A 26261-nucleotide genomic window follows, 5' to 3' on the forward strand; every position below is an offset into this window, starting at 1 on the left:
CGTGGCGGGGGACGGGTAGTGGCGGACATCGAGCGGCCGTCGCAGACGCGGCGTGACGAGTTCGGGACGCGCCGCGACACGGGCACGGACGCGACCCGGCGCGACTCCGGGCCGGCCGCGCCCTCACTCGTACGCCTCCCCGCCGAACTCGCCGAGCGGTTCGACCTGCTCGGCGAGCTCCCCACGCAGGGCGCGGAGTCCGACCTGCTGCACGTTCGCGACGCGGCCGGGACCGAGCTCGTGGTCAAGCTCTTCCGGCGCGGCTTCACCGCCGACCGCGAGGTGTGGCAGAAGCTGCCGACCCTCGACTCGCCCCACGTCGTACGCATCCTGGAGACCGGCCACGCCGAGGGCCGCGACTACGAGGTCATCGAGTACATCCCCGCCGGCAACCTGCGCGTGGTCGGGGCGCAGCTCCCGCCCGCGCTGGTCGCCGAGGTGCTCGCCCAGCTCGCCGCGGGGCTCGACCGCCTGCACGAGGCGGGCATCGTGCACCGCGACCTCAAGCCCGAGAACGTCCTCGTCCGCAGTACGACGCCGATCCGGCTCGCCATCACCGACTTCGGCCTCAGCCGGGTGATCGAGCAGAGCGTGGTGTTCGCCTCGTCGTCGCGGACACTCGCGTACGCCGCGCCGGAGTCGCTCTCCGGCCAGGTCTCCCCCGCCCGCGACTGGTGGTCGCTCGGGATCATCGTCCGCGAGCTGCTGACCGGCCGTACGCCGTTCGCGGGCATGAGCGAGACGGCCGTCGTCGACCACCTCGCCACCCGCACCATCGACTGCGACGACATCCCCGACCTGCGGATGCGGATGCTCTGCCGCGGCCTGCTCACCCGCGACCCGCGTCGCCGCTGGACCGGCGGCGAGGTCGAACGCTGGCTCGCCGGTGAGAGCCCGGCCGTCGCCGAGCCGGAGCCGCCCCGTACATCCGCCTTCGCCACCGGTGTGGCGCGCGGCGCCCTGGGGTTCGGCGGCCACAGCTACACCGACCGCGGTGAGCTGGCCCGTGCCCTGGTGGCGGACTGGGAGTCGGCGGCCCGCTACTTCTTCGGCACCATGTTCACCCCGGTCGGGCCGAGCGAGGCATGGCAGGCGCTGCGCGAGTGGCTCACCGGCTTCGACGAGGACTCCGAAGGCCGCATCCGGCTGATCGACCAGTCACTGACCGGCGACCGCCCGCCCAACGTGAAGCTCCTGCACCTGCTGCGGTGGCTCGATCCCACGCTGGAGCCGCACTACCTCGGGCTTCGGGTGCTCCCCGAGGACCTCCCCGGCCTCGCCGGCGTGATCGACGACCCGCGCCATCCCGACCGCACCACGGCGGCTCGCGCCGTACGTGAGCTGTGGGAGTTCCACCTGCTCCCGGAGTTCGCCGGGTTCAGCGGTGGGGAGGAGCTGCCGACGGTCAACGACCGCTGGCACGGACTCGCCTCGTCGTGGAACCGCCTCGCGAACTGGCTGAGATCACAACTACCGCGTACGGCGAACCGGCTCCCCGACGCGGGCGCGCCCGGCCTGGACGAGCCTCCCGTCATCCTCGCGACCCTGCTCGCCCTGGCGGGACGTCCCGCCGAGACGGAGGACGCGCTGCGGTCGGCCGCCGCGCACGCCCGCGAGGGCGTACGCGAACCCGTCCCCTGGTTCGGCTGGCTGTCCGACCAGACGGGCGACGATCCGCTGCGCCGCCTCGCGCTCGTACGCGCCGCGCCCGACGCCGTACTGGAGATCGAGGGCGCGGCCCGCCACCGGCAGGAGACCGAGCGGCGCGCCGCCGAGGGTCTGCGCCACTGGGAGGAGCGGGAGAAGCAGCGCCTCGCCGGCCGTACGACGGCGATGGTCCGCGCCGTTCTGTGGACGCTGCCCCTGCTGGTCGTCTGGACCGGCGGCGGCTGGCTGCTCGGTCAGCTGCGCAACGCCGCCAAGAACGACAGCTACGGCGGCGTCGGCGCGGTGGGCGCCCCGACGACGCTGCTGGTGACCTTCGCCGTGGCGGCCTGGCTCGTCGCCGTCGCCTGTGAGGTCTTCCTCGCGTCCCGTCAGGGCACGGACTACCTTCCGCTCGGGCCCTGGTCCTGGCTGGCCAAGGGTCTGGGCGGGGCCAAGCGGGGCTTCTCGAGCGTGACCAGGACCGTGTCGGGCACCACCCGGCGCCGGGGACCGGGCGGCTGCGGCGTGCTGCTGGTCGTGGCGCTGGTGCCGCTGATCGTGCTCCTGGTCGTCGTGGCGGTGCTGATCTCGATCGCCTGGCTGATGTGGCTGGCGGTCATGGTGGCGGCCTCGATCGCGCACGTGGTGGTGACCGGGGTGCGGATGCAGCGGTGGCGGCAGGAACGCGTACGGGCGAAAGAACACGCCATGGGAGGACGACAGTGAGCAGCGGCGTCGAAGCCGACATCGCCCTGGACGCGGCGGTCATCGCCAGCCTGGGGCTCATCCGCGTCCTCGGCGGCGCGGCCGGCCTCGCCGCCGCCGGCACCGGGATGCTCGCGGGGCTGGCCGAGGCGCGCGCCGAGGTCCGCGCTCGCCGCCTACGGGAGATCCAGCACCACGAACAGGCGATCGCCGAGGTGCTCGACCGGAACGCCCGCATCACCGCGCTGGCGTCCTCGGCCGAGCGCAACGACGCCGACCTCGTGCTCCCCGCTCCGCTCGAACCCGCGCAGATGACCGCGGACGAGCTCGTCGCCTGGTGCACCGAGGCGGACACCGTGCTGGCCGCGGCCGAGGAGTCCCTCGCCACCGGCATCGCCTCGGCCGCCACCGGCCGCATCTTCGCCGCCGAGGCTCTGAAGGCCACCGCCGCCGGGCCCGCCGACCGTCCGGTCGCCGTCTCGCCGGACGCCCTCGCCACCACGATGGCCCGTGTCCTCGCCCGGCTGCTGCCCGACACGACCGACGACGATCTGCGGTCCGTCACCGAGGCGGCCGAGCAGGCCGCCGCCGCGTCCACGCAGGGCGAGGCAGAGAGCCGCCTCACCGAGGTGCGCATCCGCATCCAGCAGGCCAACGAGCAGGCCCGCAGAAGGCGCGACGACCGGGCGGCGGCGGCGCGGTTCCTCCGTGAGCTCGAGACCCATCCCGGGGCAGGGGACGTGCCCGCGCGGCTCGCCGAGGTCGCCGGCGGCGGCCGTCCCTTCGACGAGGGCTTGCGCGCCGAGGCCGTACGCCTCGTCGGCGACCTGCAGCGCCAGGCCGAGCACGAGTACGTCGCCGCCACGCTGCGGGAGGCGTTCGAGGAGCTGGGCTACGAGGTGGCCGAGGGCTTCGAGACCCTCACCGCCGACGCCGGCGAGGCCGTGCTCACCCGGGGCGACTGGGCACAGCACGCGGTCAAGGTACGCGTCGACGACGCACGGCAGGTACGCATGGCGCTCCTGCGCACCGAACCCGGCGAGGGCGCCGAGCAGCGGCGCCTCGACGTCGAGCGCGAAGAGCAGTGGTGCGCGTCGTTCGAGGCCGCACGTGAACGCCTGGACGACGCCGGGATCCACGCCGACGTACGCTGGCGGATCGAACCCGGCGAGCAGCGGCTGCCCGTCGTGCGGCAGCGACGCTCACGCCAGCAGCCGCGCGCACGGCAGCGCGAACGCGACCGGTAGGCGTCAGCTCTGTCCGCGCTTGCCACGGGCGCGGGTGCGCTCGCGGTCCTTGGAGTTCAGGATCACCTTGCGCAGGCGGATCGCCGCCGGAGTCAGCTCGACGCACTCGTCGTCGGCGACGAACTCCAGCGCCGCCTCCAGGCTGAGGGCACGCGGCGGGGTCAGCCGCTCGAACGCCTCGGCGGTGGAGGAGCGCACGTTCGTCTTCTGCTTCTCCTTGGTGATGTTGACGTCCATGTCGTCGGCGCGGGAGTTCTCGCCGATGATCATGCCTTCGTACACCTCGGTGGTCGGCGCGACGAACATCGTGCCGCGCTCCTGCAGGTTGAACATCGCGTACGCGGTGGCGGCGCCGGTCCGGTCGGAGACCAGTGAGCCGGTCGGCCGGGTGCGCAGCTCGCCGAACCACGGCTCGTACCCCTCGAACACCTGGTGCGCGATGCCGGTGCCGCGGGTCTCGGTGAGGAACTCGGTGCGGAAGCCGATCAGGCCGCGGGCCGGGACCAGGAACTCCATCCGGATCCAGCCCGTGCCGTGGTTCGTCATCTGCTCCATGCGCCCCTTGCGCACCGCCAGCAGCTGGGTGATCGCGCCGAGGTACTCCTCGGGTGCGTCGACCGTCAGGCGCTCCACCGGCTCGTGCACCTTGCCGTCGATCTCCTTGGTGACCACCCGCGGCTTGCCGATGGTCAGCTCGTAGCCCTCACGGCGCATGGTCTCGACGAGGATGGCCAGCGCCAGCTCGCCACGCCCCTGGACCTCCCAGGAGTCGGGCCGTTCGGTCGGCAGCACGCGGATCGACACGTTGCCGATGAGCTCGCGGTCCAGCCGCTCCTTGACCAGGCGGGCGGTGACCTTCGTGCCCTTTTCCCGGCCCGAGAGCGGACCGGTGTTGGTACCGATGGTCATCGAGATGGCCGGCTCGTCGACGGTGATGAAGGGAAGGGGGCGCGGGTCTTCGGCGTCGGCGAGGGTGTCACCGATCATGATGTCCGGGATGCCGGCGATGGCGATGATGTCGCCCGGCCCGGCCTGCTCCGCGGACTTGCGCTCCAGCGCCTCGGTCATCATCAGCTCGGTGATCTTGACCCGGTCGATGGTGCCGTCGTGCTTGCACCACGCGACCTGCTGGCCCTTCTTGATGACGCCGGAGTGCACGCGGCACAGCGCGATCCGGCCGAGGTAGGAGCTCGCGTCCAGATTGGTGACATGTGCCTGCAGCGGGGTGTCCGGGTCGTACTCGGGCGCGGGGACGGTCTCCCTGATCACCTCGAACAGCGGCTCGAGGTCCTCGCTGTCCGGCATGCCGCCGTTGTCGGGCTTGTTCAGGCTCGCCCGCCCGGCCCGCGCGGAGGCGAACACGATCGGGAAGTCGATCTGCTCCTCGGAGGCGTCGAGGTCCAGGAACAGCTCGTACGTCTCGTCGACGACCTCGGCGATGCGCGCGTCGGGCCGGTCGACCTTGTTGACGACGAGGATGACCGGCAGCTTCGCGGCGAGCGCCTTGCGGAGCACGAAGCGCGTCTGCGGCAGCGGGCCCTCGGAGGCGTCGACGAGGAGCACCACTCCGTCGACCATCGACAGGCCGCGCTCGACCTCGCCGCCGAAGTCGGCGTGGCCCGGGGTGTCGATGATGTTGATCGTCATGCCACCGTGCAGGACCGCGGTGTTCTTCGCGAGGATCGTGATGCCCTTCTCACGCTCCAGGTCGTTGGAGTCCATCACCCGCTCGTTGACGTCCTGGTTTTCGCGGAACGCACCGGACTGCCAGAGCATGGCGTCGACGAGGGTCGTCTTTCCGTGGTCGACGTGGGCGACGATGGCGACGTTGCGGAGATCGTCCCGAGTGGCGATGGGCATGCGTGCGGGTCTCGCTTCGTGGTTTTGGGAGTCACCGCGGAATCCGCGCGGCAGGGACAAGTCTACTTGGCCCACCAGGGCCCCTTGGTCGGCTCATGCTCCGCGACGGCCGGTACGGGACAAGTGGTGGGAACTATCGCGAATCTACGGCAACCGATCGGGCCCTCCTTGCGTCGAACGAGTGTGCGGGGCGCCCCGATCCTGGCCGGAGCATTCAACGGGGCGTCCCGCGTCCCCTGTCTCGATGGCGTCGAGTGACCGAGGAGCAGGCGTGGCCGGCTGGGCACTTCCGGGTTATTCGGAGCTGCGCGAGCTCGGCACGGGTTCGTTCGGGCGGGTCGTCCTGGCACGTCATGACGGGTCCGGCACCCTCGTCGCGATCAAGTATCTGTCCGTGGAACGTCTCGGCGGCACATGGTTCCTGACTCGCTTCCGCGAGGAGGCACGGACCCTGGCCACGCTGCGCGGCCCGCATGTCACCTGGCTGTACGAGTACGCCGAGGCGGGAGACCGCGCGGCGATCGTGATGGAGGCGGTCTCCGGAGCGTCGCTCCGGGCGGTACTGGACGCGCACGGTCCGACCGGCCCCGAGGCGGCCCTGGCCGTGCTCAAGGGCTCGCTGCTCGGGCTCGGCGCCGCCCATGCCGCCGGGATCGTGCACCGTGACTACAAGCCTGAGAACGTCCTCGTGCAGGAGAACGGGCAGAGCAAGATCGCCGACTTCGGCATCGCGGTCCGGTCGGGCCACGCGGACGTACCGGCCGGAAGCCCCGCGTACATGGCCCCCGAGCAGTGGACGGGCGCACCGGCCGGTCCCGCGACGGACGTCTACGCCGCGACGTGTGTCTTCTTCGAGTGCCTCAGCGGCCACCGGCCCTTCGGGAGCGCGGACCGTGCCACCCTCGAACTGCGGCATCTGAGCGCGCCGGTACCGGTCGCCGAGGTTCCCGAGCCCGTACGTGACCTGGTCACTCGCGGCATGGCGAAGGACCCGTCGGGCCGGCCGGCGTCGGCGCTCGACTTCGTCGGCGAGCTGGAGCGGATCGCCGCCGCGGCCTATGGCAGCGACTGGGAGCGGAGCGGCTGGCGGCGCCTGGCCCAGGTCAGCGCGGTACTGGCCGGACTGTCTCCGCTGGCGGCGGCGCTCGGCACCGGACCGGGCGGCGGCGGCGCGGGCGGCCCTGGCGGTGCCGGTGGCGGTACGAGCGGCGGTACGGGCGGTACGGGCCCGACCGGCAACGAGGCCACGAAGACCCTGCTCCGCCACGCGGGCACGAAGGCGGGAGCGGCCATCACGGGTGCGATCGTCGTCGGAGCCACGGCCACTCTCACCGCCGTGCACCACGGCGGCGGCGAGCACCGCCCACCACCACGGCCGTCCGCGTCGCCGAAGGGGCTGAGTATCGCGTTCGCCTCGCTGACCGAGCGGTACACGAGGCCGGCACTCACCTTCGACGGACGGTACGTGCGCATCGACGGGCTGCCCGACCCGGCCATCGCCCAGCGCGTCAACGAGGCGCTACGAGCACCGATCGAGGAGCAACTGAAGCGGTATCGGACCGCACGCCTGCCGCCGGGCAACTCCGTTGGAAAAGACCCCCGGATCACGACCGGCATCGAACTGGGGCTACGTGGCCCCCGGCTGATCGCGGCCCGGTATCTCTTCACGTCCCACAACGCGCCGTTGACGCCCTACGACCTCGCGGCCAGCCGCGCGGTCATCGTCGACCTCGCCACCGGGCGGCGCCTCAGGGCCGCCGACATCCTCCGCGACCAGGTGCTCACGCGTTCCGGCCTGTCCGACCTCGAGCGGCGGATCGGCCACGCGGCACCGGGTGGCGCCCTCTGTGACGGGGTCGAGAAGACCTTTCCCGATGAGCTGAGGCCCAAGACCGTCGACAACGACGACAAGGAGACCCGCGCCCTCGATCTCATGCCGACCGGCACGGGTGTCCAGTTCGACGTGATGCCACCCGTGCTCGGTTACGCGTTCGCCTGCAGCGAGACCGTGGTGACCGTGCCGTACGCCCAGATCTCCGACCTCGTACGGCCGGACGTACTCGCGCTGGTCAAGGCGTCGTCGCCGGATCCGTCACCGGCACCGTCATGACCCGGCGTCGAGGTGCCGCTCGATGGTCTCCACCTTGGAGGTCAGCCCGTCGGCGACGCCGGCGCGGACGTCGGCCTTGAGCACCAGGCTGACCCGTGGCGCACGGGCGGCGACCACGTCCACCGCGCGGCGCACGACGTCCATCACCTCGTCCCACCCGCCCTCGACGCTGGTGAACATCGCGTCGGTGCGGTTGGGCAGCCCGCTCTCCCGCACGACACGCACGGCGTCGGCGACGTACTCCCCCACCGACTCACCGACGCCCAGCGGCGTCACGGAGAAGGAAACGATCATCAGGACTCCTTGAGATGAACGCGTACCGCTTCGAGTACGCGCAGGTCGGCGGGCAGCCACGGCACGTCGAAGAGCTCTGCCTCGCTCAGCCAGCGTAGGTCGGAGTGCTCGAGGGCCGCCGGCTCACCACTCGCGATCGTGGCGGTCCATACGTGCATGACGTAGCCGTTGTGGAGCGGCCAGTCGTCCCCGATCCGGCGTCCGACGGCGACGTCGATCCCCAGCTCCTCACGGCACTCACGCGCGAGCGCCTGCTCGTCCGTCTCGCCGGGTTCGACCTTGCCGCCCGGAAACTCCCAGCCACCGGCCAGCTCGGGCGGCGCCGCACGCTGCGCCGCGAGAAGCCGACCGTCGGCAATGATCGCCGCACCTACGACAAGGCTGGGCATGGCACACCGTCCCTCTCATCCGCCGCCACCCGATCCACAGGTGCGGGCCGGAACCCGGAACCCGCTGCCCGGGACCGGCCTGGCACCTGGCACCTGGCACCTGGCACCTGGCACCTGGCACCTGGCACCTGGCACCTGGCGGACAAGACCGTACCCCGGCGACGTCACAGGAGCACGGAGACCTTCGCGCCTCTCACAGCCTCTTGGTCGGCCCGTTGTGGCCGTTGTGCGCGGTCGGCCGGGTGAAGCCGACCGGCCCGCCGGGATAGGACTTGTAGCCCTGGATCTTCACCACGTCGCCGGTGTGCGGCGCGACGATCATGGTGCCGGCCTTGGGGTTGTAGACGATGCCGACGTGGCCCGGCCCGCTGTGGCCGTGGCGGTAGTCGAAGTAGACCAGGTCGCCGGGCTGTTCCTGTCCGCTGGGCACCCTGGCACCCCACCAGTACTGAGCGTCCGACAGGCGAGGGATGGTGACACCGGCACTGTGGTAAGCCGCGCTCGTCAGGCCGGAGCAGTCGAAGCTGTTCGGGCCGACGGCGCCGTAGACGTACGGCTTGTTGAGCTGCGCCTTCGCGAAGGTGATCACCTGCGCGGAGACCGCGTTCGGGGCGACGGGGGCGCCGTTCATGTCGGCACATGTCGGACCGGTGGCCTGCACCACGTCGAACGAACCGCTCGCGTAGTTCTGCGCCGCCGCCAGGACGCTGTTCACGTACGACACCAGATGGTTGTACCGGAAGATGGCCGAGCGCATCCGGGTCGGCGCGCCGTTGTGCTTGAGGTAGCGGGCGGCGGCGGGAATCGCGTCCGCGGGGTCGTAGCGGTCCTTCTTCCCGTCACCGTTGCCGTCGACGCCGAAGGCCTTCCAGGTGTCCGGGATGAACTGCATCGGCCCACCGGCGTGCATGGAGTTCTCACCACTGGTCACGCCGGGGGCCTTGAGCTGCCCGTGGTGGGTCTCGATCCATCCGACGCCGGCCAGGACGTTCCAGGGGATGCCGTACTGCTGGCCGGCCTTCTTGTAGAGCGCGAGGTAGTTCGCCGGGATGGCGTTGGCGTTGCCCGACTCCTGGGGCTGCGTGGACGCGTTGGAGGTGTCGGTGCAGTCCCCGCCACTCGCTGCTCCGTTGTAGAGCTGGTTGGCGCCGAAGAACAGCGGGATCGCCACAAGGCTCATCATGAAGAGCGAGACGGCGCCCCCGACGATGATGATCGGTAGCCGGACCGCGCCATGATCCGATCGCGCGAAACGGTCGAGAGAGATAATTCGACGGCCACTGTTATGCCCCCCGAAGCCGATGCCGAGGTGCCGGCGAAGCTTCATCTCATGCCTCTCACTTATCACCTACGTCTGCCGGTGCGAACGCGAAGACCACCCACCCGCCGCCGGACCTGGTCATGGTGACGGCGTACTGCTGGGTGGCGTCGCTGGTCTTTCCTCCCTTGGTGATGTGCTGCCTGCCGGTCACGAGAAAGATGAACTGGTCCTTCGCCATGTCACGGAGCGAGTCCAGTGTGGCGTCGGACGTGGAGACCTCCTGGTCCTGCTTCCGCTGCGCCAGCACACCCGGCGCCACGGCACCCTGCTGGATCTGGGTCGCGACGTCAGGGGTGGCCATGCCGCCCAGCCGGGCGACGTAGGTCGCCGGATCCTCGTCGTAGCGGTACGTGCCGTACGCGGCGGTGAAACGCCGTGCGACGTCGGCCGCGGTGCTGAAGTCCTTCTGGGAGAACGGCAGCAGCGAGTAGATGTCGACCGAGCCCGGCGATGGCGTGGAACCGGCCGCCGGTGGCGCGCTCGCTCCCGCCTGTGACGCGGTCGCGGTCGGTGTCGGCGTGCCCGTACGGCCCGCGCCGGCGTGCCGGTGGCTTCCGCCGCCGATGGTGAGGAACACCCCGGCGGCTGCCAGCACGACGACCAGCCCCGCGAACAGGAGCTTGCGCTGGCGGTCGGTCAGATCCATCGGTGACTCACTCTTCGCCGTCGTCGCGTTTCACCGGACGCAGCCAGAACGGCATCTCCGGGGCTTCCTCACGGGACTTGCCGGACCACAGTGGCGGTGCCTGACGGCCGCCGCCGGACGCGTTGCCGTCGCTGCCCTTGGCATCGGACGCGGAGCCCCGGCCTCCGCCGGAACCGCGTCCCGATCCGCTCTTCGGCGGCGCGCTGGGCCCGTCCGAGTCGCGACGCGGAGTCGTACGGCCGCCGGACCCGCCGCCGAACCAGGTACGCCCGCCGCCGGAGCCGCCCCCGGTCGACGCGCCGTCCGTGTCACCGCCGCCGCCGAACCAGCCACGACCGCCGTTCTCGCCGCCCTGGCGCCGTGGCGGGGTGCCGCCGCCGGACGCCTGACCGCCGCTTCCGGCACTGCGGCCTCCGGCACCCCAGCTGGGGCCGACGGAGGACGCGGGCGGACGGCTGCTACCACCGCTGGGGGTGGCCGGACGGCGCTCCTCACGGGGCGGCGAACCGCTCGCGGGAGGCCGTGAAGAGCCACCGGCCCCGCCGGGACGCGGACCGAAGAGCGTCCCGCCGTTGACCTTGCCGCCGGAGGGCGACGCCGGAGGCTGTGCCCGCGGTGACAGGTTGAGCGGAGGCGCGCTCCCACGCGGGCCGCCGACCGCCTTGGCGGCGAGCTGCGAGGCACGCCCACGGCGCTCGGACCCGGTATTGGCCGCGCCCCCCGCACCGCCGGACCCCGCATGCTCGCGCCCGGCGAGGTCGTGGTCGCGCAGGTCGTCGACGATGAGGCTCGGAGCGGTCGCCGTGGGGCCGGGCTCACGCTTGGCCCACCGGCCGAACCGGTAGCCCGCGGCCCCGGGCACCGCCGCGGTGGCGACGGCCGTACTGCGCCTGCGCGTCTCCCGCACCGCCTGTTCGAGATGTTCCTCGCTCTTACGGGACCCGACCGCCGAGTACCCGACCGCGGCGAAGAGATGCTGGAACGGCTTGCGATAGATGAACGCGGCGAGCGTGACCAGCGAGATGAGCAGAATCTGCAGCCCCCACGGCAGGCTCTCGGCCATGACCAGCCCGTACGCCCACAACAGCATCGCGAGCACGCCGATGAGGGCCGCCTGTTTCAGCAGGGTGGACAGCAGTAGCTCGAACCACCGCACCGCGATGACACGCCCGATGCCGGGATGGATGCCGATGCCCAGGAAGATCGGTCCCGCCACCAGTAGCAGCAGGAATGAGATCTTCAAGACCATCAACATGACCGCGATGATCAGGACGAGCAGGCCGGCGACCAGTGCGGCGATCAACGCCCCGAAGGAGACGGCCAGCCGTGACGTCCAGTTCTTGCCCTGGAACAGGGGGTAGACGCCGGGATAGTTGTTCTTGACGTTCTTGGCGACCGCCTTGTAGTCGTCCGCCTTCTTGTCGATGTCGGGTTTCTTGCCCGAATAGCTCTCGGTGAGATCGACCGCCTGCGCCGACAACAGCTTCGCGCCGTTGTCCTGGACGACCTTGCTCTTCGCGTCGTCGGTGCCGAACTCCCCCATCAGCCACGGTTTGCAGACCAGCGTCACCCACAGCCCGTTGGCGTTACGGGTCACCGAGTCGTTCTCCACCGCCTGCTGTGCGCCCGGTCCACCCGGGATGCACGCCGAGGCGCTGGCGTTGCTCTGGGGTAGCGCGGCGTTGAAGGCGGCCGTCGCGCCGTTGGAGACTTTCGTCCCCAGGGTCGTGAAGTCGCTGGGTCTGCCGATCAACCAGACGAGGGCGACCATCGCCATGACCATCCAGATGGTCCCTTCGGCCACCCTGCTCGCTCGTCGCCGGATCAGACCCCACCAGGCCAGCCACAGCGCACCCAGGATGACCACCCACGACCAGTACTTCGCGCCGAAGGTGTTACCCATGCCCTTGATGACGCCGTCGACGGTCTTCTTCAGCCAGCCGAGAAGCGACTCCGACGCCGCCGCCTGGTAGATCGTGATCGTCGTCCGGTCGAAGGCCTTCGCCAGCGTGAAGACCACGTTGGAGATCGAGTTGCCGACCATGGCCATGGCGTCCGAGCAGCCCATGTCGACGGCGTGCCACGACTGGCCCTCGGTGCCGTAGCGGTCGTAGTAGGTGAGCCTGTCCGCCGGCGCCTTCTGCAACTGCTGGCTCGGGTAGTCCGGCGGCTTGACCATGCCGTCGATACCGGAGCCGTACTCCTCAGGTGAGGGGTGGTCGGCCGGTGAACAGGTGTCGTTGGGGTTGGGTCCGATGGGATCGGCGCTCGCGACCCCGAAGGGGCTGAGGATGACAACGGCCATCAACAGAAGAATGAGAAGCGACCTGCGCTTCCCCCGGGGTTTCTTCTGAACCGCGACCTTTCGCCGGCGGCGGGTGGGGGGCACCCTCATCGCGGGACCTCCTGGGTGACTTCGGTCGCCGGGTCTTGCGGGGCGTTGGGGGGTCCGGGCGGGGGCCCGTCGACACGGGTGCCCTGGGCCGCGCCTGCGGTCTCTCCGGGCTTGGACCGCGTCGGGTTGGTGTCGAGCCAGCGGTGCAGCTCGTCGGAGACCAGGTCGACACCGATGCGGCCCGCGCGCCCGTCGAGGTCGCGGAAGATGCACTCGCCGTTGCCCAGGTTTCTCAGTACGGCCTTGTGCTCGTCGGAGTTCTCCACGCCGAGCAGTGCCATCACGTTGCCGACCTCGTTGCGCTCCGTGGAGCGGAACGAGTAGACGGACGACAGGCAGTTGGTCACCTGTTCGTTCAGGAGGTCACCGGCGTTCTGGGAGACGAGGATCAGCGCGGTGTTCCTCGACCGGCCCATGCGCGAGACCTCGGGCACGAGCTTCGCGCCCTCTGGCGTCTGGGTGATCGCCCATGCCTCGTCCAGGAAGATGGCCTTCGGCAGGTGCCGGTCGAGCCCGTGCATCAGCCGGCGCGCGAACTGGGACACCAGGTACATCAACGCCACCGACAGGCGCTGCTCGTAGGAGTAGTCCTCGCGGGGGATGGCGACGTCGGGCAGGGTCAGGCCGCCGAGGGTGAACACCGTGGTCCAGCCCGCGGTGTCGATGCGCTCGCCGCCGGACGGGTCGAAGCAGAGCCGGGCCAGGCTCATCTCCGACATCGAGCGCAGGACCGCGCCGAGGTTCTTCGACGCGGCGTCGTAGGAGGCGTCCAGGTGGTTGACGACCTTGCCGAGCGAGGGTTGCGGCTGGTTGGCGACGGCCCCCACGGCCTGGATCATCGCCGACTCGCGCTCCTCCGACATCCGCGGGAGCAGCAGCCGGAGGGTCTCGGTGGCCATGGTCTTCTTGGTCGCCAGGTCGTCGCCGAAGCTGAACGGATCCAGCAGGCCCGGCGCGGCCGAGCCGAGGGGCAGGACCCGTGCGCGGCGTCCGCGCCTGCGCAACAGCTCGACCAGCGACTCCGCGTCGCCCTTCGGGTCGATCGCGGCGATCGTCACGCCGCGCAGCGCCATCTGGTAGATCAGCAGCAGCGCCAGCGTGGTCTTTCCGCCGCCGGGCTCGCCGGTGATCGCGACCGCGGTGGGGCGGTTGCGGGCGGCGGCGACCAGCGGGTCGAAATGCACGACCGAGCGTGCCCGGCCGAGGGTCTCACCGATGTACGGGCCGACCCAGCCCGAGGCCGTGTCGTCGAGCCGGTCCCCGAGGTCGACCGTCGCGGTGGGCATGCCGCCGGCGATCGTACGCAGCGGCTGACGCTGGGCGTACGCGTTGACCCGGATCCGGTCGCCCGGCAGCGACTCGCAGAACAGGGAGAACTGGTCACCCGTCGAGCAGACGATGTCGATGCCCAGGTCGCGGTAGTGCTCCACCACGGCGTCGACGCGCTGCTGGAGGAGTTCCTCGGTCGGCGCGGACACGATCAGCCGGTGCCAGCCGTACACGAACGGCAGGCGTTCCTTCGTGATGCCGTGTTCGAGCATGCGGGCGGCGTCGATCTGCTCGGCCAGCGCGATCGGCGCCTCGGCGCCGGCCTCACGGATGTGCTGGTCCATGTCGCGCGCGTGCGCGAGCTTGCGCGAGACGTCCTTGGACGCCTTGGCAGGGGGGACGAGCTTCATCCGGGCCGAGACCTCGACCGGGAACGGCAGCGCGTCGGCGAAGTGCAGCCACGGCTCGCCGTCCGGGAACGCCATCAGGTCCGGGAAGCGGGCGAACGACAGGTAGGCGGCGTAGGAGGACCCGTCCGGCTGTTCCATCCGGAGGTTCGAACGGCCGTTGACGATCGAGCCCTCGACGAGGGTCTCGATCTCGCCCGCTCCCCAGGTGCGGCGGGGCGTCGCGGACGGCGGCGGGTCGGTCAGCGCTCCGCTGGCCGCGTGCTGGAACAGCCACGCGACCTCGGTCGAGGTCGCGTGCCGCGCGTACAGGGCACTGCCGCTGAGCGCGCGGCCGAGTCGTTCGGCCTGCTCGGTCCAGCGCGCGATCTCCTTTTCCGGGATCGCGTCGTCGTGCAGCCCGAGCGCCTCCTCGCTGCGCTTGTAGAGGCCGAAGAGCTGGCGGAAGGCGCCCCCGGACAGCTGAGCGCCGACCCCACGAGGGCCGAGGCGCACCCCGAGGTAGACCTCCTTCGTCCAGAAGTCCTTCGACCAGACGTGGGCGTACATCTCCTCGAGGTAGTCACGCCAGCCGGGACCGCCGTCGGAGGTCTGGTCCAGCGCCAGCGCCCACTCGGCCGCCGGGTACGTGCGGTGCGCGATGCGCAGATGGATCTCGGCGTCCTGCATGCGGATGCCGGCCATCGCGATCGTGATGTTGGTGGCGAGCGCCTCGCGCTCCTCACCCGTGGTGAACTCGTACGACACCGTCGGCAGCCGGAAGTACGCCCACGCCGCGTTGTCGGTGAGCAGGATCCGGTCGTCGAAGTAACGCACGGCCAGCCTGCTGCGGACCTTGGACGTCCTGCTCATTCGGTGGCCCCCCGCTCCTCACACACTCCGCGGGCACAGTCGTGCCTCGCGCGCCCACCGCACTCGCTCAGTGGGACTCGCTCCCGGGTCATCGGGAGACCTCCTGCCGTGGGTAGCGATCGGGTACTTGGACGAGGCCGCCGGCGACGACACCGCCGAGCGCAATGTAGGCCTTTCGGGTGGACGAGCGCAGTGTGCGCAGCTCATTGCGCGGTGCCCGGTCCAGGCTGAGATGGTCATCCCACGGGATACGTACGAGGGCCCGGCACCGGCCACGCGCCACCGACTCGGCCTGCTCGACGTCGTCCATGCTGCGGCGGCTCACTCCGTTGATCACCGTGACGGCCTTCGTACGGAGCTCCTCATACCCGTGACCGTCGAGCCACTCGAACGTCATCGCCACCGCTCTGGGGGCGTCGGAGCTGGCCGGGGCGACCAGGACGATCTGGTCGGCGTACGGAAGAACCCGCGCCACCACCGCCGCGGCGGCGTCCAGCAGCGTGATCGCGTAGAAGCGGTCGAGCGTACGCATCGCGAGCGCGTAGTCGCGGTCGTCGAGGGCCTGGACGGGGTTCTTTCCCGCGGCGACGACCTCCAGCCCGGACTTGGAGACGGAGGTGTAGCGGCGCATCATCTGGTAGCCGGTGACCTGCTCGGCGTGCGTGATCAGCGAGGTGAGCGTCTCGCGCGTCTCGGTGCGGGTACGCCGCGCCATGGCACCGGGGCCGGGGTTGACGTCGACCGCGACGATCCGGTCCCCGCGGTGCTGGGCGAACGTGTGGCCGAGCATGAGCCCCGTCACCGTCTGCCCGGCGCCGCCGGTGCAGCCCAGCACGACGACGCGCCGTGCCCCCTCGAACGCCGTACGGACCCGCTGCTCGTAGTCGCCGTCGCCGTGGCCGCCGCCGGAGAAGATCCGGCGCAGCCCGCGGCCGTCGTCGTCACGGCCCTCAGGCTCGTTGCCGCTCTGGGGCATCGGCCCGGGCCGTATGGGTGAGGCCGGTCCCGACCGGACACCGCGGGCGGGCGACTCGGACGGCGTGGCGCCCGGGTCCCATCCCTGCGGTGCGCCAGGACGTGCGGGCGGGCGTACCGCCGCTCCCCGCTGCGGCGCCGCCGACGGAGGCGGAGGCGGGGCCTGCGCGGGCGGCGTGAAGCCGGCCGCCGGGGCCTTCGGCGAGACGCCGGTCCGTGGCGGGACGGGCCGTTGCACCGGCCCCGTCGTCTTCGACGGATCCGCGGCGGGCCCCTGCGCGGGATTCTGCACGGGCCGCCGCGGCGGCTCCTGTGCCGGTTTCTGTGCCGGCGGGGCGGGTGAGGCACTCGCCGCGGGCGCCGACGGGCGCACCGGAGGCCGGACCGGCCCCTGGGCGGGTGAGTCCTCGCCATGCGACCGGCCGCGCACCGGGCCGCCGGGCCGGGCGAACGGGCCAGGCGGCGGACCCTGCGACGGCCGCGCCGGCGCGCCCTGCGGCGCGTCGGAGTCAGGCCGCGGCGCGACCGGGCGCGGTCCTCTCGCCGGCCAGACGATCTGGTCGGTCCGTGCCTCGGCGATCGCGTCCTCGTCGTCGCGGGCCGCCGCGCCGCCCTCGGTCGCGGAACCAGCGGCCGATCGCGACTCGCCCTGCTCCTGCTCTTCACCTGGCCGCTCAGAACCCGATCGCACCGAACCCGGCCGCTCAGATCCGGGCCGCTCAGATCCGGGCCGCTCAGATCCGGGCCGCTCAGATCCCGGCCGCGCCGAACCAGGCCGCTCAGATCCGGGTCGCTCAGAACCCGGCCGCGCCGAATCCGGCCGGTCCGATCCTGAGCGCTCCGATGACGTAGGAGGTTCGTGGGCGACGGAGCCCCGGCCGCCGGGCTTCGCGTGCCTTCCCCCCGGCACGAGCCGGATCACCGGCGCCGTCGGCGTGCTCTCGTCCGTCTCCTCGGCGTCCGGCCGCCCGACGTCCGCCTGCTCGACGTCCGCCTGCTCGGCGCCCGGCCGCTCGACGCCCGGCCGCTCGACGTCCGGCCGCTCGACGTCCGGCGAGCGCGTGATGTCCTCGCCGGACCGTGAGGCATCCGGTCCGCCTTCGTCCGAGGGATCCGGCGACTCCTCCGCCGTGGAATCCGGCGACCGTCGCGTAGGCGCCGCGTGCCGCCCAAGGGCCATGGCGGACTCAATGGAGAGAGGCGGAAATGTCAGGGGCGGGGTATCTGCCTCGCCCGGACCCGCCGGAGACGCGCCGGACCGCTCCGGCGCCGAAGACTCGCCGGACTCCGCCGACACCGAGGAAGCACCGGACCGCTCCGGATCCAAAGCCTCACCGGCAAGCTCGGCAGGCTCGCGGGCCTGCCCGAGATCCGCATCCTCATCAGACCCGGGCGCGGGAGAAACACCGGCCGGACCCGTACCAGACGGCACTGCGGACCGCCCCGAGTCCGAAACGTCACCGGACCGCTCCGGCGCCGAGGACTCACGAGACCGGTCGAGACCCGAACCCTCAACAGACCCCGGCGCGGGAGAAACACCGGCCGGACCCGTACCAGACGGCGCTGCGAACCGCCCCGAGTCCGTAACTTCACCGGACCGCTCCGGCACCGAGGACTCACGGGGCTCCCCGGACGTCGGAGAGGCTCCGGGCCGTTCGGCCTCTGAGGGTGCGCTGGACCGTCCCGGGTCCGAAGCGTCGCCGGGCGACCCGGCGGGCGTAACGGACCGGCCGGCTCCCGAAGATGCGCCGGGCCATCCCGGGTCCGAGGACTCGCCGGACGGTACGGCCGTCGCGGGCGTAACGGGCTGGTCGGTTCGTGAAGGGGCGCCGTGCTGCCCGGGGACCGACGGCTCGTCGGGCCGGCCGGACGGCGAAGGCGTGCCGGGCCGTCCCGGGGTCGCGGAGGGGGCGCCGGGCCGGGGCTGAGCCGGAGGCGTGCCACGGCCGGTCGGGTCGGTCTTCGCCGTCGGGGTGACGGGCGTGGGGCCGGTCGTGGCGGCCGGGCGCTCCGGCTCGTGTGACGCGCTGCGTCGCCGACTGGCGCGGTGCGGTGTGCCCGGGGCGGCCGGGCCGCCAAGGGGCCTCTCGGTCTCCGGGGCGGCGCGGTCGGGGCGCGGTGGCGTGCCCTCTCGGGCGTCCGAGGGGCTCTCGTCGGCGGGGCGGCCCGCCGGGGCGGGGAAGCCACGCGCGCGCTGGGGTGCCGGAGGCGCCTGGTCTCGCCGGACGGGCTCCTGCCGTGTGATCCTCGGGTCGTCCGACCCGGGCCTTCTCGAGTCGCCGGAGTCGATCCGGGTCGCGTTCGGGTCACCGGACGCGGGCATGCGGGGGGTGTCGGTGCGCGTCACGTTCGGATCGTCGATCCGGGTCGCCCAGGGGTCGTCCGCGCCGGGGCGGGCACCCCGGCGTCCGCCCGGACGTACGCGACCGGCGGGTGACCCGGAAGGTGAGACCGTCCCGGTGCCCTCCTGCGGCGTGGGCCGCAGGCTCGGCCGCGGCGCGCGCGCCGTGGCACCGTCGCGCCACGACTGGCCTTCGGAGAGACGTCCGGTCTGCTGCGCGACGGCACGGCCGACGGCCGCGGGCCGGACCGAGGCCTCGTGTCCCTGCAGGGGCGGGGCGCTCTGGTCCGCCTGTGTCGTGGCGGCCACGGCGGGCTGTGCCTGCCGCGCTCTTTCGCGTCCGGCGTGCACGCGGCCGGACACACCGCGCCGCAGCCACACCCGCCCGACAATGGCGACCTCGTCGGGCTCGCGGATCGGTGTCAGCCGCGCCCACGTCTTGGCCTCGGTGAGGTAGCGGATCTGGGAGATCATCAGCTCGGTGAGCCGCTTGCCCTCGATGACCGGGCGCGTGGCCAGCCATGTCAGGACGCCCGGCGGCACGACGTACGCTGTCACGCCGGCCGCGTGAAACGGCACGTGGACTATCTGGAGCAGAACGATCCAGGGCAGGAAGATGCCAACGAAGACGCCGATCTGCACCAATGGCAATGGCATCGGCAGCCTAAGATCATAAAGCTTGTAGAGCCGCTTCTCGATGCGCCAGATATTGGTGTACGTGGGCAGATCCACGCGGGCCCCACTCCCCTTAACCGAGACCGGTCGTATTCAGACTGGAAACGACTCCCGACCGATCAGGAGACTCCAAGTGCCTTGGCGATCGCCTTGGCCGTCGTCTCAATGATATTCGGAACGTAGAAGATGACTCCGATTCCAATGGCAAGAACAATGAACTGAACAAATCGCGTGATCTCTCTGGTGAACAGAAAGAAGATCGCGACGATCGAGACGATGACCAGGAACAGCGGTCCGAAGATCTGACGAAGCCATTTCGCGAGATCGTCGGTGTTCAGGTCATTGGCGGGCGCCGCATTCACGTGCTGCGGAAGCATCGCCACCATATGCTGAATCATCGACCTAGCCTTCCTCGGTCGGGGAGCGCGTTGCGGTGTTCAGATGAGGCCCGCCCACTTCTCATGAGGCGGCCGGAAGAGTGGAACCTCGAATGTCCGTTACGTACCAATTGCCGTCTTTCTTTAGCATGGTGAGCTGGTAAGTCTGCTCGAGCGTGCCGCCCGAGTTCTTACCCTGAGCAGGAGAGACCTGCCAGATCACGGTCGCGTTGATCGTCCGCGTGGCGGCCGCGCCGCTCGGCGCGTTGATCTCCTTCAGCGCGCTGAAAACGAACGCGTTGCCAAGGCCCGTGACGGGCGGGTCGGAGTAGCGCTGCAGCGAGGCGGTGTCGCCGCTCGCATAGGCCTTGAAGAACCCCGTGAGGGGCTCCTGCAGCTCGGTTTCGAGCGCCGAGTCCCGATCTTGATTGGCCGCCGGCAGCGCGGCCCGCGATGGCGCGGGGAGCGTGGCCGGGCGGCCCGATATCGCCAGCGCGCCGTCCTTCGCGTAGACCGGGACGGCCAGCTGGAACATTCTGTCGTTGGCCTGCACCAGAAGCGTCACGATCGCCTGATTGACATCGCTGGCCTCAACCGAGGCGACCTGAGCGGACCTCAGCGTGGACTTTCCGGTGCTGCTCCAGCCGAGCTGCGGATCGACGCCGGGTGCGATGAACTGCGCCAGCAGTTTTTGCCGGTCCGGCGCCGTCGCCGGGTCGTAGTTGAGATAGACATTGGCGAACGAGAGCGCATAGGAAGACGCCGCTTGCTGCGGAAACGTCGGCTTTCCGGCGGTCGGCGTGGTCGGTGCCGCTGTTTTGTCCGTGAAACGCTCGAACGGTGCCCTGATGCCGTTGACCAGCACAACGATGAGGAACGCCCAGAGAATCACGCGGCCGACATAGATCCACCAACGTCCGCCGGAACCTCCCCAGCCGCCACGCTCGCCGCCACCACCGCCGCCGGACCCACGGCGGCCCTTGCTCCGCCGCCCCTTGTCGTCCGGTTGATCCCAGGGGTCGGCGGAAGCGAATCCACCCGGTGGGTAACCGGGCGTGCCAGCGTCTACGACGCCGGACGACCTGCGAGCCATCATCCCTCCGCTCGCGCCTGCCCAGCCGGATCGGCGCGCCGTCTTATCCATCTACTGGTGTTCGATTTACCACCTTAACCACGGCGGTCAATTGTTCCAGGGTTCAACGGGGATGCACAGCCCCGGCACGCGGTTGTGGATAACTCCGTGTCACGGGCGGTATTACCGTAAGGAGAGGTTCGCCTGCCCGACTACACGTTGAACCTGAACTCCACCACGTCGCCATCCTGCATGACGTACTCTTTGCCCTCCATCCGTGCCTTCCCAGCGGCACGAGCGGCGGTTACAGAGCGTTCGTCGATGAGATCGTGATACGAAACGATCTCGGCCTTGATGAAACCGGTACGGAAGTCGGTGTGGATCACGCCGGCGGCCTCGGGAGCGGTCGCGCCTTTCCGGATCGTCCAGGCGCGTGCCTCCTTGGGCCCCGCGGTCAGGAACGTCTGCAACCCCAAGGTGTCGAAGCCCACCCGTACGAGCTGCAGCAGACCGGGTTCTTGCTGGCCGGTCGACTGCAGGAGCTCCAGCGCCTCGTCGTCGGGCAGCTCGATCAGCTCCGACTCGATCTTGGCGTCCAGGAAGATGGCCTCCGCGGGCGCGACGAGCCCCTGCAGCCGCGCACGCAGGTCCTGGTCCCCGAGCTCGTCCTCGTCGACGTTGAAGACGTACAGGAACGGCTTGGCGGTGAGCAGGTGCAGCTCGCGGAGAACGCCCAGGTCCATGCCGGAGGCGTACAGCGTGGTGCCCTCGTTCAGCACCTTCTGCGCCGCCTGTGCGGCCTCGAGGACCGCGAGCCGGTCCTTGTCCTTGGTGGTCCGCGCCTCCTTGTCGAGACGCGGCAGGGCCTTCTCCAGGGTCTGCAGGTCCGCGAGGATCAGCTCGGTGTTGATCGTCTCGATGTCGCGCAGCGGCGCGACGTCACCGTCGACATGCGTGACGTCCGGATCGTCGAACACGCGGATGACCTGGCAGATCGCGTCCGTCTCACGGATGTTGGCGAGGAACTGGTTGCCGAGCCCCTGCCCCTCCGAGGCGCCCTTCACGATGCCCGCGATGTCGACGAACTGCATCGTGGCGGGCACGATCTTGGCGGAGTCGTACAGCCGCGCGAGCTCGTCGAGGCGCGGATCGGGCAGCCCGACCACGCCGACGTTCGGCTCGATCGTGGCGAAGGGGTAGTTCGCCGCGAGAGCGGTGTTCTTGGTCAGCGCGTTGAAGAGCGTCGACTTACCGACGTTGGGCAGACCGACGATTCCGATGGACAAGCTCACGGTCGGCGAGTCTACGGCCCCGCCGCACCTGGCATGTCATCCGGCGAGCGGCTCGGGACGGCCGCCGTAGGAGCTCGACCGCCGGGCCGGGGAGCGTCCGCGGCCAGGCGGCGGGACTCGCGCCCATCGCCGGGGACCCGGGCGTGGACGTCCGCCCCAGACACTCCCCCGACGACTCATCTCCGAGGGAGGCCGGCGTGATCGCCGTGCCGGCCTGGTGCCACTCGCGTCCTCGGCACGGCCTGGCAGCGGTACGAGGATCACCACGGACGCGCGGCCGGAGGAGGCGGCGTCGCGGAAGGGCGGCGCGGCCCGCGTACCCCTGCGGCGGTGGCGTGCTCATTCCCGACTCGTCGGCGCACGGGAGCACGCCATCGTGATCCGGTGGGCCACGGCCCGCGCGTCGCACCGGCATTGGCGCGTTCGCTTTGTCACGATGCGGTAATGGACGTTCTTCTTGGCCTCGTGGTCGGTCTCATCGTCGGCGCCGTCGCGGGGGTGGCATGGGCTCGCAGCCGTACGGCGACGATCACGGCACGGGCCAAGGCGGCCGAGGAGAAGGTCGCGTACGTCGAAGAGCGCCTCACCGAGCGCTTCCAGGCGCTCTCCGCGCAGGCCCTGGACGCCAGCAACCAGCGTTTCCTCGAGCTGGCCGGCACCCGGCTCGCCACGGCCAACGCCGAGGCCGCCGGGGAGCTCGACAAGCGCATCGCGCCGCTCAAGGACACGCTCGTACGGGTCGAGGACCAGCTACGCGAGGTGGAGACCGGACGGCGTGAGTCGCACGCCATGCTTGCCAAGCAGGTGGAGTTCGTCCGGCAGAGCTCCGACGAGCTGCGCCGGGAGACCCAGACGCTCGTACGGGCGCTGCAGCGGCCCGAGGCGCGCGGCCGGTGGGGTGAGCTGCAGCTGCGGCGTGTGGTGGAGATCTCTGGCATGACCCGGCACTGCGACTTCGACGAGCAGGTCACCGCCAAGGACGGCCTGCGCCCCGACATGGTCGTACGCCTGGCGGGCGGCAAGAACATCATCGTCGACTCCAAGGTCTCCCTCGCCGCCTATCTCGAGGCGGCCGGCGCGGACGAGCCCGGGGTGTGGAAGACACGCCTGGACGCGCACGCCCGGCACCTGCGCGACCACGTCGACCGGCTGGCGGCTAAGGAGTACTGGCGCTCCTTCAGCCCGACGCCGGAGTTCGTGGTGCTGTTCGTGCCGGGTGAGGCGTTCCTGGCGCCCGCGCTGGACCGCGATCCCGCGCTGCTGGAGTACGCGATGCGCCGCCGGGTGCACATCGCCACGCCCACGACGCTCGTGACGATGCTGCGGACCGCGAGTTACGCCTGGCAGCAGGAGGCGCTGTCGCAGAACGCGCGTGCCGTGTTCGAGCTGGGCCGCGAGCTGTACGAGCGGCTCGGCACCCTGGGGCGGCACGTGGACCAGCTCGGCAAGTCGCTCACGAACGCGGTCGTCTCCTACAACCGCACCGTCGGCTCCCTGGAGAGCCGCGTCCTCGTCACCGCACGGCGGCTGAACGAGCTGGGCGTCACCGACGCCGACCTCGAGGCCCCCGCGCCGATCGGCGAGCCGGCCCGCTCCCTGTCCGCGGCCGAACTCGCCGACGACGCCGAGGAGAACCGCCAGATCCGTCTGCTTCCATGACGCCGGTAACGTCGTGTCGCGGGACGTGACCCCCCGGAGCGGGTTACCGTACGGTCAAGCACGCTCAACTACGGGACGGCTGGTGGCAACGGACACGCGCGGAGGCCGTAAGGCGGCATCTGCCCACGCGGCAAAGGCGGCCCGGCGCCCGCCTGCCGGCTCGGCGGTCACGCTGACCGGCCGTGGCGGCATCGTCGTCGTGCTCAGCGCCACGCTCGTCGGCTCGCTGGGCGGCTCGTTGTTCGGCCTGCACGCGGCGCAGGGTTTCCTGTTCGTCCTCGGCTGCCTGCTGGCGGCGTGCACGACCCGCCGTACGGACCTGCTCACGCTGGTCGTCAGCCCGCCGCTGATCTTCTTCTTCGTGTCCCTGCTGTCGGCGACGGTCGGCTCGCTCGGGGACCGGTCGTTCGCGGTCAGCGTGCTGCTCACCCTGATCACGACGCTGACCTCGAACGTGCCGTGGCTGTTCGTCGGCGCCGTGCTCGTGGTGGTCATCACCGTCCCCCGTGGCCTGCCCGGCAACCTGCGCGAGCTCAGCGCCGGGATCGCCGCCGACAACCCCTTCCGCGGGCGCACCTCACTGCGCGGTCGCAAGGACCAGGACGACGACCCGGTCCGCTGGGACGAGACCCCGGGCCGCGGCGCCCACGAGGCCTGACGAGAGTCCTAGGCCGGGCGCAGGTCGCGGCGGAGCTCGTGGGGGAGGGCGAAGATCATGCGCTCGTGTACTGACTCGACCTCTTCGACCGTGCCGAAGCCGTGCTCGGCGAGGAGTGCCAGGACGCCCGCGACCAGCTCTTCCGGGACCGAGGCGCCGCTGGTGACGCCGACGGTGGTGACGCCCTCCAGCCAGGCCAGGTCGATCTGCTCGGCGTAGTCGACCAGGTACGACGCGTCGGCGCCGTAGTTCTTGGCGACGTCGACGAGACGCTTGGAGTTGGAGGAGTTCTCCGAGCCGACCACGATCACCAGCTGCGACTCGGCGGCGATCTCCTTCACCGCGACCTGGCGGTTCTGCGTGGCGTAACAGATGTCATCCGACGGCGGGTCCATCAGCTTGGGGAACTTGGCGCGCAGCGCCTCGACCGTGGCGGTGGTCTCGTCGACCGACAGCGTGGTCTGGGACAGCCACACGACCTTCTCCGGGTCCCGGACCGTGATGTTCGCCACGTCGCCGGGTCCGTCGACCAGCTGGACGTGCTCGGGCGCCTCACCGCTGGTGCCGATGACCTCCTCGTGGCCTTCGTGGCCGATGAGGAGGATGTCGAAGTCGTCGCCGGCGAACCGTTTGGCCTCCTTGTGCACCTTGGTGACCAGGGGGCAGGTCGCGTCGATCGTACGGAGGTTGAGGCCGGCGGCCTCCTCGTGCACGACCGGGGCGACCCCGTGGGCGGAGAAGACCACGATGGCGCCCTCCGGCACCTCCTCGGTCTCCTCGACGAAGACGGCGCCCCGCTCTTCGAGGCTTTTGACCACGTGGACGTTGTGCACGATCTGCTTGCGAACGTAGATGGGCGCGCCGTACCGCTCCAGCGCCAGCTCCACCGTCTGAACGGCACGATCGACACCAGCGCAGTACCCACGCGGCTTGGCCAGGAGAACGCGACGAGTCATGTGTCCCATGGTAGGCGCGCGCCGGGAGCGAACGATTCGCGCCCGTAAACCCGGCCACGGCGCGTGAACGGCACGCCACGGTAGGGCAGAGTGTTCCTGGACAGGACCGTGAGGTACCGACCAGTCCGTTTGTAATGGGCTGGAGGGAGCAGGAACAAACGATGACACGATCACCACGCCGCCTGAGAGAACAGGTCAGGGATACCGTCAGCGATCTCCCGATCCACGCTGCCCGGCTGGCAGTGATGGGTGTCGGGCGGGCCCTGCTACTCACCGACCGCGTCCGCAAGGACTACCGGGAGGCCCGCGAGTCCGGGCTGGGACCCGTGCTGGGCCGCCTCAAGAACGACGCCGAGAACATCGCCGGCAATGTCGTCGGCAAGGTCTCCGGCAACGGTACGGCCGAGGAGGCGGCCAAGAGCGCCACCGATTCGGAGATCTCCGTCGGCAAGCCGAAGCCGGCCGCGTCCTCGCGCCCGGCCGCGTCCTCACCACGCCCCAAACCGGCCACCGCACCCCCGTCACGGCCTGCCGCCACGTCACGGCCCGCCGCCACGTCGCGACCCAAGCCCGCTCCCGCACCGAAGCCCGCCCCGACGCCGGCCGCCACGTCCAAGCCCGCCGCCGCACCGAAGGCGAGCGCCCCGAAGCCACCGGCAAAGCCCAAGCCGGCCACTCAGGCCAAGACGAGCCCCCAGACCAAGGCGGGCCCTCAGGCCAAGACGAGCGCTCAGACCAAGACAAGCCCTCAGACCAAGACGAGCGCTCAGGCCAAGGCGAGCCCTCAGGCGAAGGCGAGCGCTCAGGCCAAGGCGAGCCCTCAGGCGAAGGCGTCCGCCAAGCCCAAGGCGGCCGACAAGCCAGCGAAGCCACGCGTCAAGGCCACGACGGCCAAGGACCTGCCCGTGAGCGGCTACGACGCGGCGACGCTCGCCTCCGTACGCGCGCGCCTGCGTGGTCTGGACGCCCGGCAGGTCGGCGAGCTGCGCGACTACGAACGCTCGCACGCCGCACGCGCCGACTTCCTGCGCATGTACGAGAACCGCATCGCCAAGCTGAAGGGCGATCACTGACCCGGCTCCGGGCGCCCGCCGCGTGACAGGTGCGGGCACGG

At 70.9% G+C, this 26261-nt stretch carries 19 protein-coding genes and 1 pseudogene; 7 read left to right on the forward strand and 13 right to left on the reverse strand.

All coding sequences use genetic code 11. From position 1 onward, the window contains the following. The first annotated feature begins 18 nt into the window (after positions 1–18). Positions 19–2373 carry a protein kinase domain-containing protein gene (locus FB559_RS06155; RefSeq protein ID WP_141954199.1) on the forward strand — a complete coding sequence of 785 codons (2355 nt, stop codon included), beginning with the start codon at positions 19–21 and terminating at the stop codon, positions 2371–2373. Further along, complete coding sequence (locus FB559_RS06160) at positions 2370–3599, forward strand: response regulator receiver protein (protein ID WP_141954201.1); 1230 nt, start codon at positions 2370–2372, stop codon at positions 3597–3599. Before FB559_RS06155 ends, FB559_RS06160 begins: the two co-directional genes overlap by 4 nt. A gap of 3 nt (positions 3600–3602) precedes the next feature. On the opposite strand, the gene typA is transcribed toward FB559_RS06160, so the two are convergent. Continuing rightward, entirely contained in the window at positions 3603–5459 is a 1857-nt protein-coding gene (gene typA, locus FB559_RS06165; RefSeq protein ID WP_141954203.1) for a translational GTPase TypA, read from the reverse strand. A gap of 271 nt (positions 5460–5730) precedes the next feature. On the opposite strand from typA, the gene FB559_RS44510 reads away from it, so the two are divergent. Beyond that, positions 5731–7569 carry a serine/threonine-protein kinase gene (locus FB559_RS44510; protein ID WP_246121380.1) on the forward strand — a complete coding sequence of 613 codons (1839 nt, stop codon included), beginning with the start codon at positions 5731–5733 and terminating at the stop codon, positions 7567–7569. Here FB559_RS44510 and FB559_RS06175 read toward each other — a convergent pair. From FB559_RS06175 to FB559_RS45260, 7 genes are all read right to left on the reverse strand, one after another. Next, on the reverse strand, positions 7564–7863 hold the full coding sequence (locus tag FB559_RS06175) for an MTH1187 family thiamine-binding protein (RefSeq protein ID WP_141954208.1): 300 nt from the start codon (positions 7861–7863) through the stop codon (positions 7564–7566). The two genes, FB559_RS44510 and FB559_RS06175, sit on opposite strands and share 6 nt — an antisense overlap. Further along, positions 7863–8252, reverse strand: coding sequence for a (deoxy)nucleoside triphosphate pyrophosphohydrolase (locus tag FB559_RS06180; RefSeq protein ID WP_141954210.1), 390 nt, complete (start codon positions 8250–8252; stop codon positions 7863–7865). The genes FB559_RS06175 and FB559_RS06180 overlap by 1 nt, the downstream gene beginning before the upstream one ends. 193 nt (positions 8253–8445) lie before the next feature. After that, positions 8446–9432: a C40 family peptidase gene (locus FB559_RS06185; RefSeq protein ID WP_425455105.1), complete on the reverse strand. Its 987-nt coding sequence runs from the start codon at positions 9430–9432 to the stop codon at positions 8446–8448. A gap of 157 nt (positions 9433–9589) precedes the next feature. Continuing rightward, complete coding sequence (locus FB559_RS06190; protein WP_141954214.1) at positions 9590–10219, reverse strand: hypothetical protein; 630 nt, start codon at positions 10217–10219, stop codon at positions 9590–9592. 7 nt (positions 10220–10226) lie between these two features. Beyond that, positions 10227–12524, reverse strand: a complete 2298-nt coding sequence (locus tag FB559_RS06195; RefSeq protein WP_246121381.1) for a TrbL/VirB6 family protein — start codon at positions 12522–12524, stop codon at positions 10227–10229. An 86-nt stretch (positions 12525–12610) separates the two neighbouring features. Further along, the gene (locus FB559_RS06200; protein ID WP_141954219.1) at positions 12611–15142 is read right to left on the reverse strand and encodes an ATP-binding protein; all 2532 of its coding nucleotides are present in this window, start codon (positions 15140–15142) and stop codon (positions 12611–12613) included. A gap of 88 nt (positions 15143–15230) precedes the next feature. Beyond that, positions 15231–16808 carry a MinD/ParA family ATP-binding protein gene (locus FB559_RS45260; protein ID WP_141954222.1) on the reverse strand — a complete coding sequence of 526 codons (1578 nt, stop codon included), beginning with the start codon at positions 16806–16808 and terminating at the stop codon, positions 15231–15233. 168 nt (positions 16809–16976) lie between these two features. Between FB559_RS45260 and FB559_RS45265 the strand changes: the two genes are divergently transcribed. Then, positions 16977–17201: a hypothetical protein gene (locus FB559_RS45265; RefSeq protein WP_141954224.1), complete on the forward strand. Its 225-nt coding sequence runs from the start codon at positions 16977–16979 to the stop codon at positions 17199–17201. 1695 nt (positions 17202–18896) lie between these two features. Here FB559_RS45265 and FB559_RS46595 read toward each other — a convergent pair. From FB559_RS46595 to ychF, 4 genes and pseudogenes are all read right to left on the reverse strand, one after another. Further along, positions 18897–19190: pseudogene (locus FB559_RS46595) on the reverse strand (conjugal transfer protein); the annotation flags it as partial. Positions 19191–19252: 62 nt separating this feature from the next. Next, positions 19253–19519, reverse strand: coding sequence for a hypothetical protein (locus FB559_RS06225; RefSeq protein WP_425455051.1), 267 nt, complete (start codon positions 19517–19519; stop codon positions 19253–19255). 73 nt (positions 19520–19592) lie between these two features. Next, positions 19593–20402, reverse strand: a complete 810-nt coding sequence (locus FB559_RS06230) for a conjugal transfer protein (protein ID WP_185792060.1) — start codon at positions 20400–20402, stop codon at positions 19593–19595. Between the two features lie 392 nt (positions 20403–20794). Next, the gene (gene ychF / locus FB559_RS06235; RefSeq protein WP_141954230.1) at positions 20795–21874 is read right to left on the reverse strand and encodes a redox-regulated ATPase YchF; all 1080 of its coding nucleotides are present in this window, start codon (positions 21872–21874) and stop codon (positions 20795–20797) included. A 444-nt stretch (positions 21875–22318) separates the two neighbouring features. Here ychF and rmuC point away from each other — a divergent pair, with 444 nt between their 5' ends. Continuing rightward, positions 22319–23533, forward strand: coding sequence for a DNA recombination protein RmuC (rmuC, locus tag FB559_RS06240; RefSeq protein ID WP_141954232.1), 1215 nt, complete (start codon positions 22319–22321; stop codon positions 23531–23533). A gap of 82 nt (positions 23534–23615) precedes the next feature. After that, positions 23616–24191 (forward strand): DUF6542 domain-containing protein, encoded by a 576-nt coding sequence (locus tag FB559_RS06245; protein WP_141954234.1) that lies wholly within the window; start codon positions 23616–23618, stop codon positions 24189–24191. Between the two features lie 8 nt (positions 24192–24199). On the opposite strand, the gene FB559_RS06250 is transcribed toward FB559_RS06245, so the two are convergent. After that, complete coding sequence (locus FB559_RS06250) at positions 24200–25147, reverse strand: 4-hydroxy-3-methylbut-2-enyl diphosphate reductase (RefSeq protein ID WP_185792061.1); 948 nt, start codon at positions 25145–25147, stop codon at positions 24200–24202. 161 nt (positions 25148–25308) lie between these two features. On the opposite strand from FB559_RS06250, the gene FB559_RS06255 reads away from it, so the two are divergent. After that, on the forward strand, positions 25309–26220 hold the full coding sequence (locus FB559_RS06255; protein WP_141954238.1) for a hypothetical protein: 912 nt from the start codon (positions 25309–25311) through the stop codon (positions 26218–26220). The last annotated feature ends 41 nt before the right edge of the window (positions 26221–26261 follow it).

Origin of the sequence: Actinoallomurus bryophytorum, assembly GCF_006716425.1 — a bacterium.
Lineage (GTDB): Bacteria > Actinomycetota > Actinomycetes > Streptosporangiales > Streptosporangiaceae > Actinoallomurus > Actinoallomurus bryophytorum.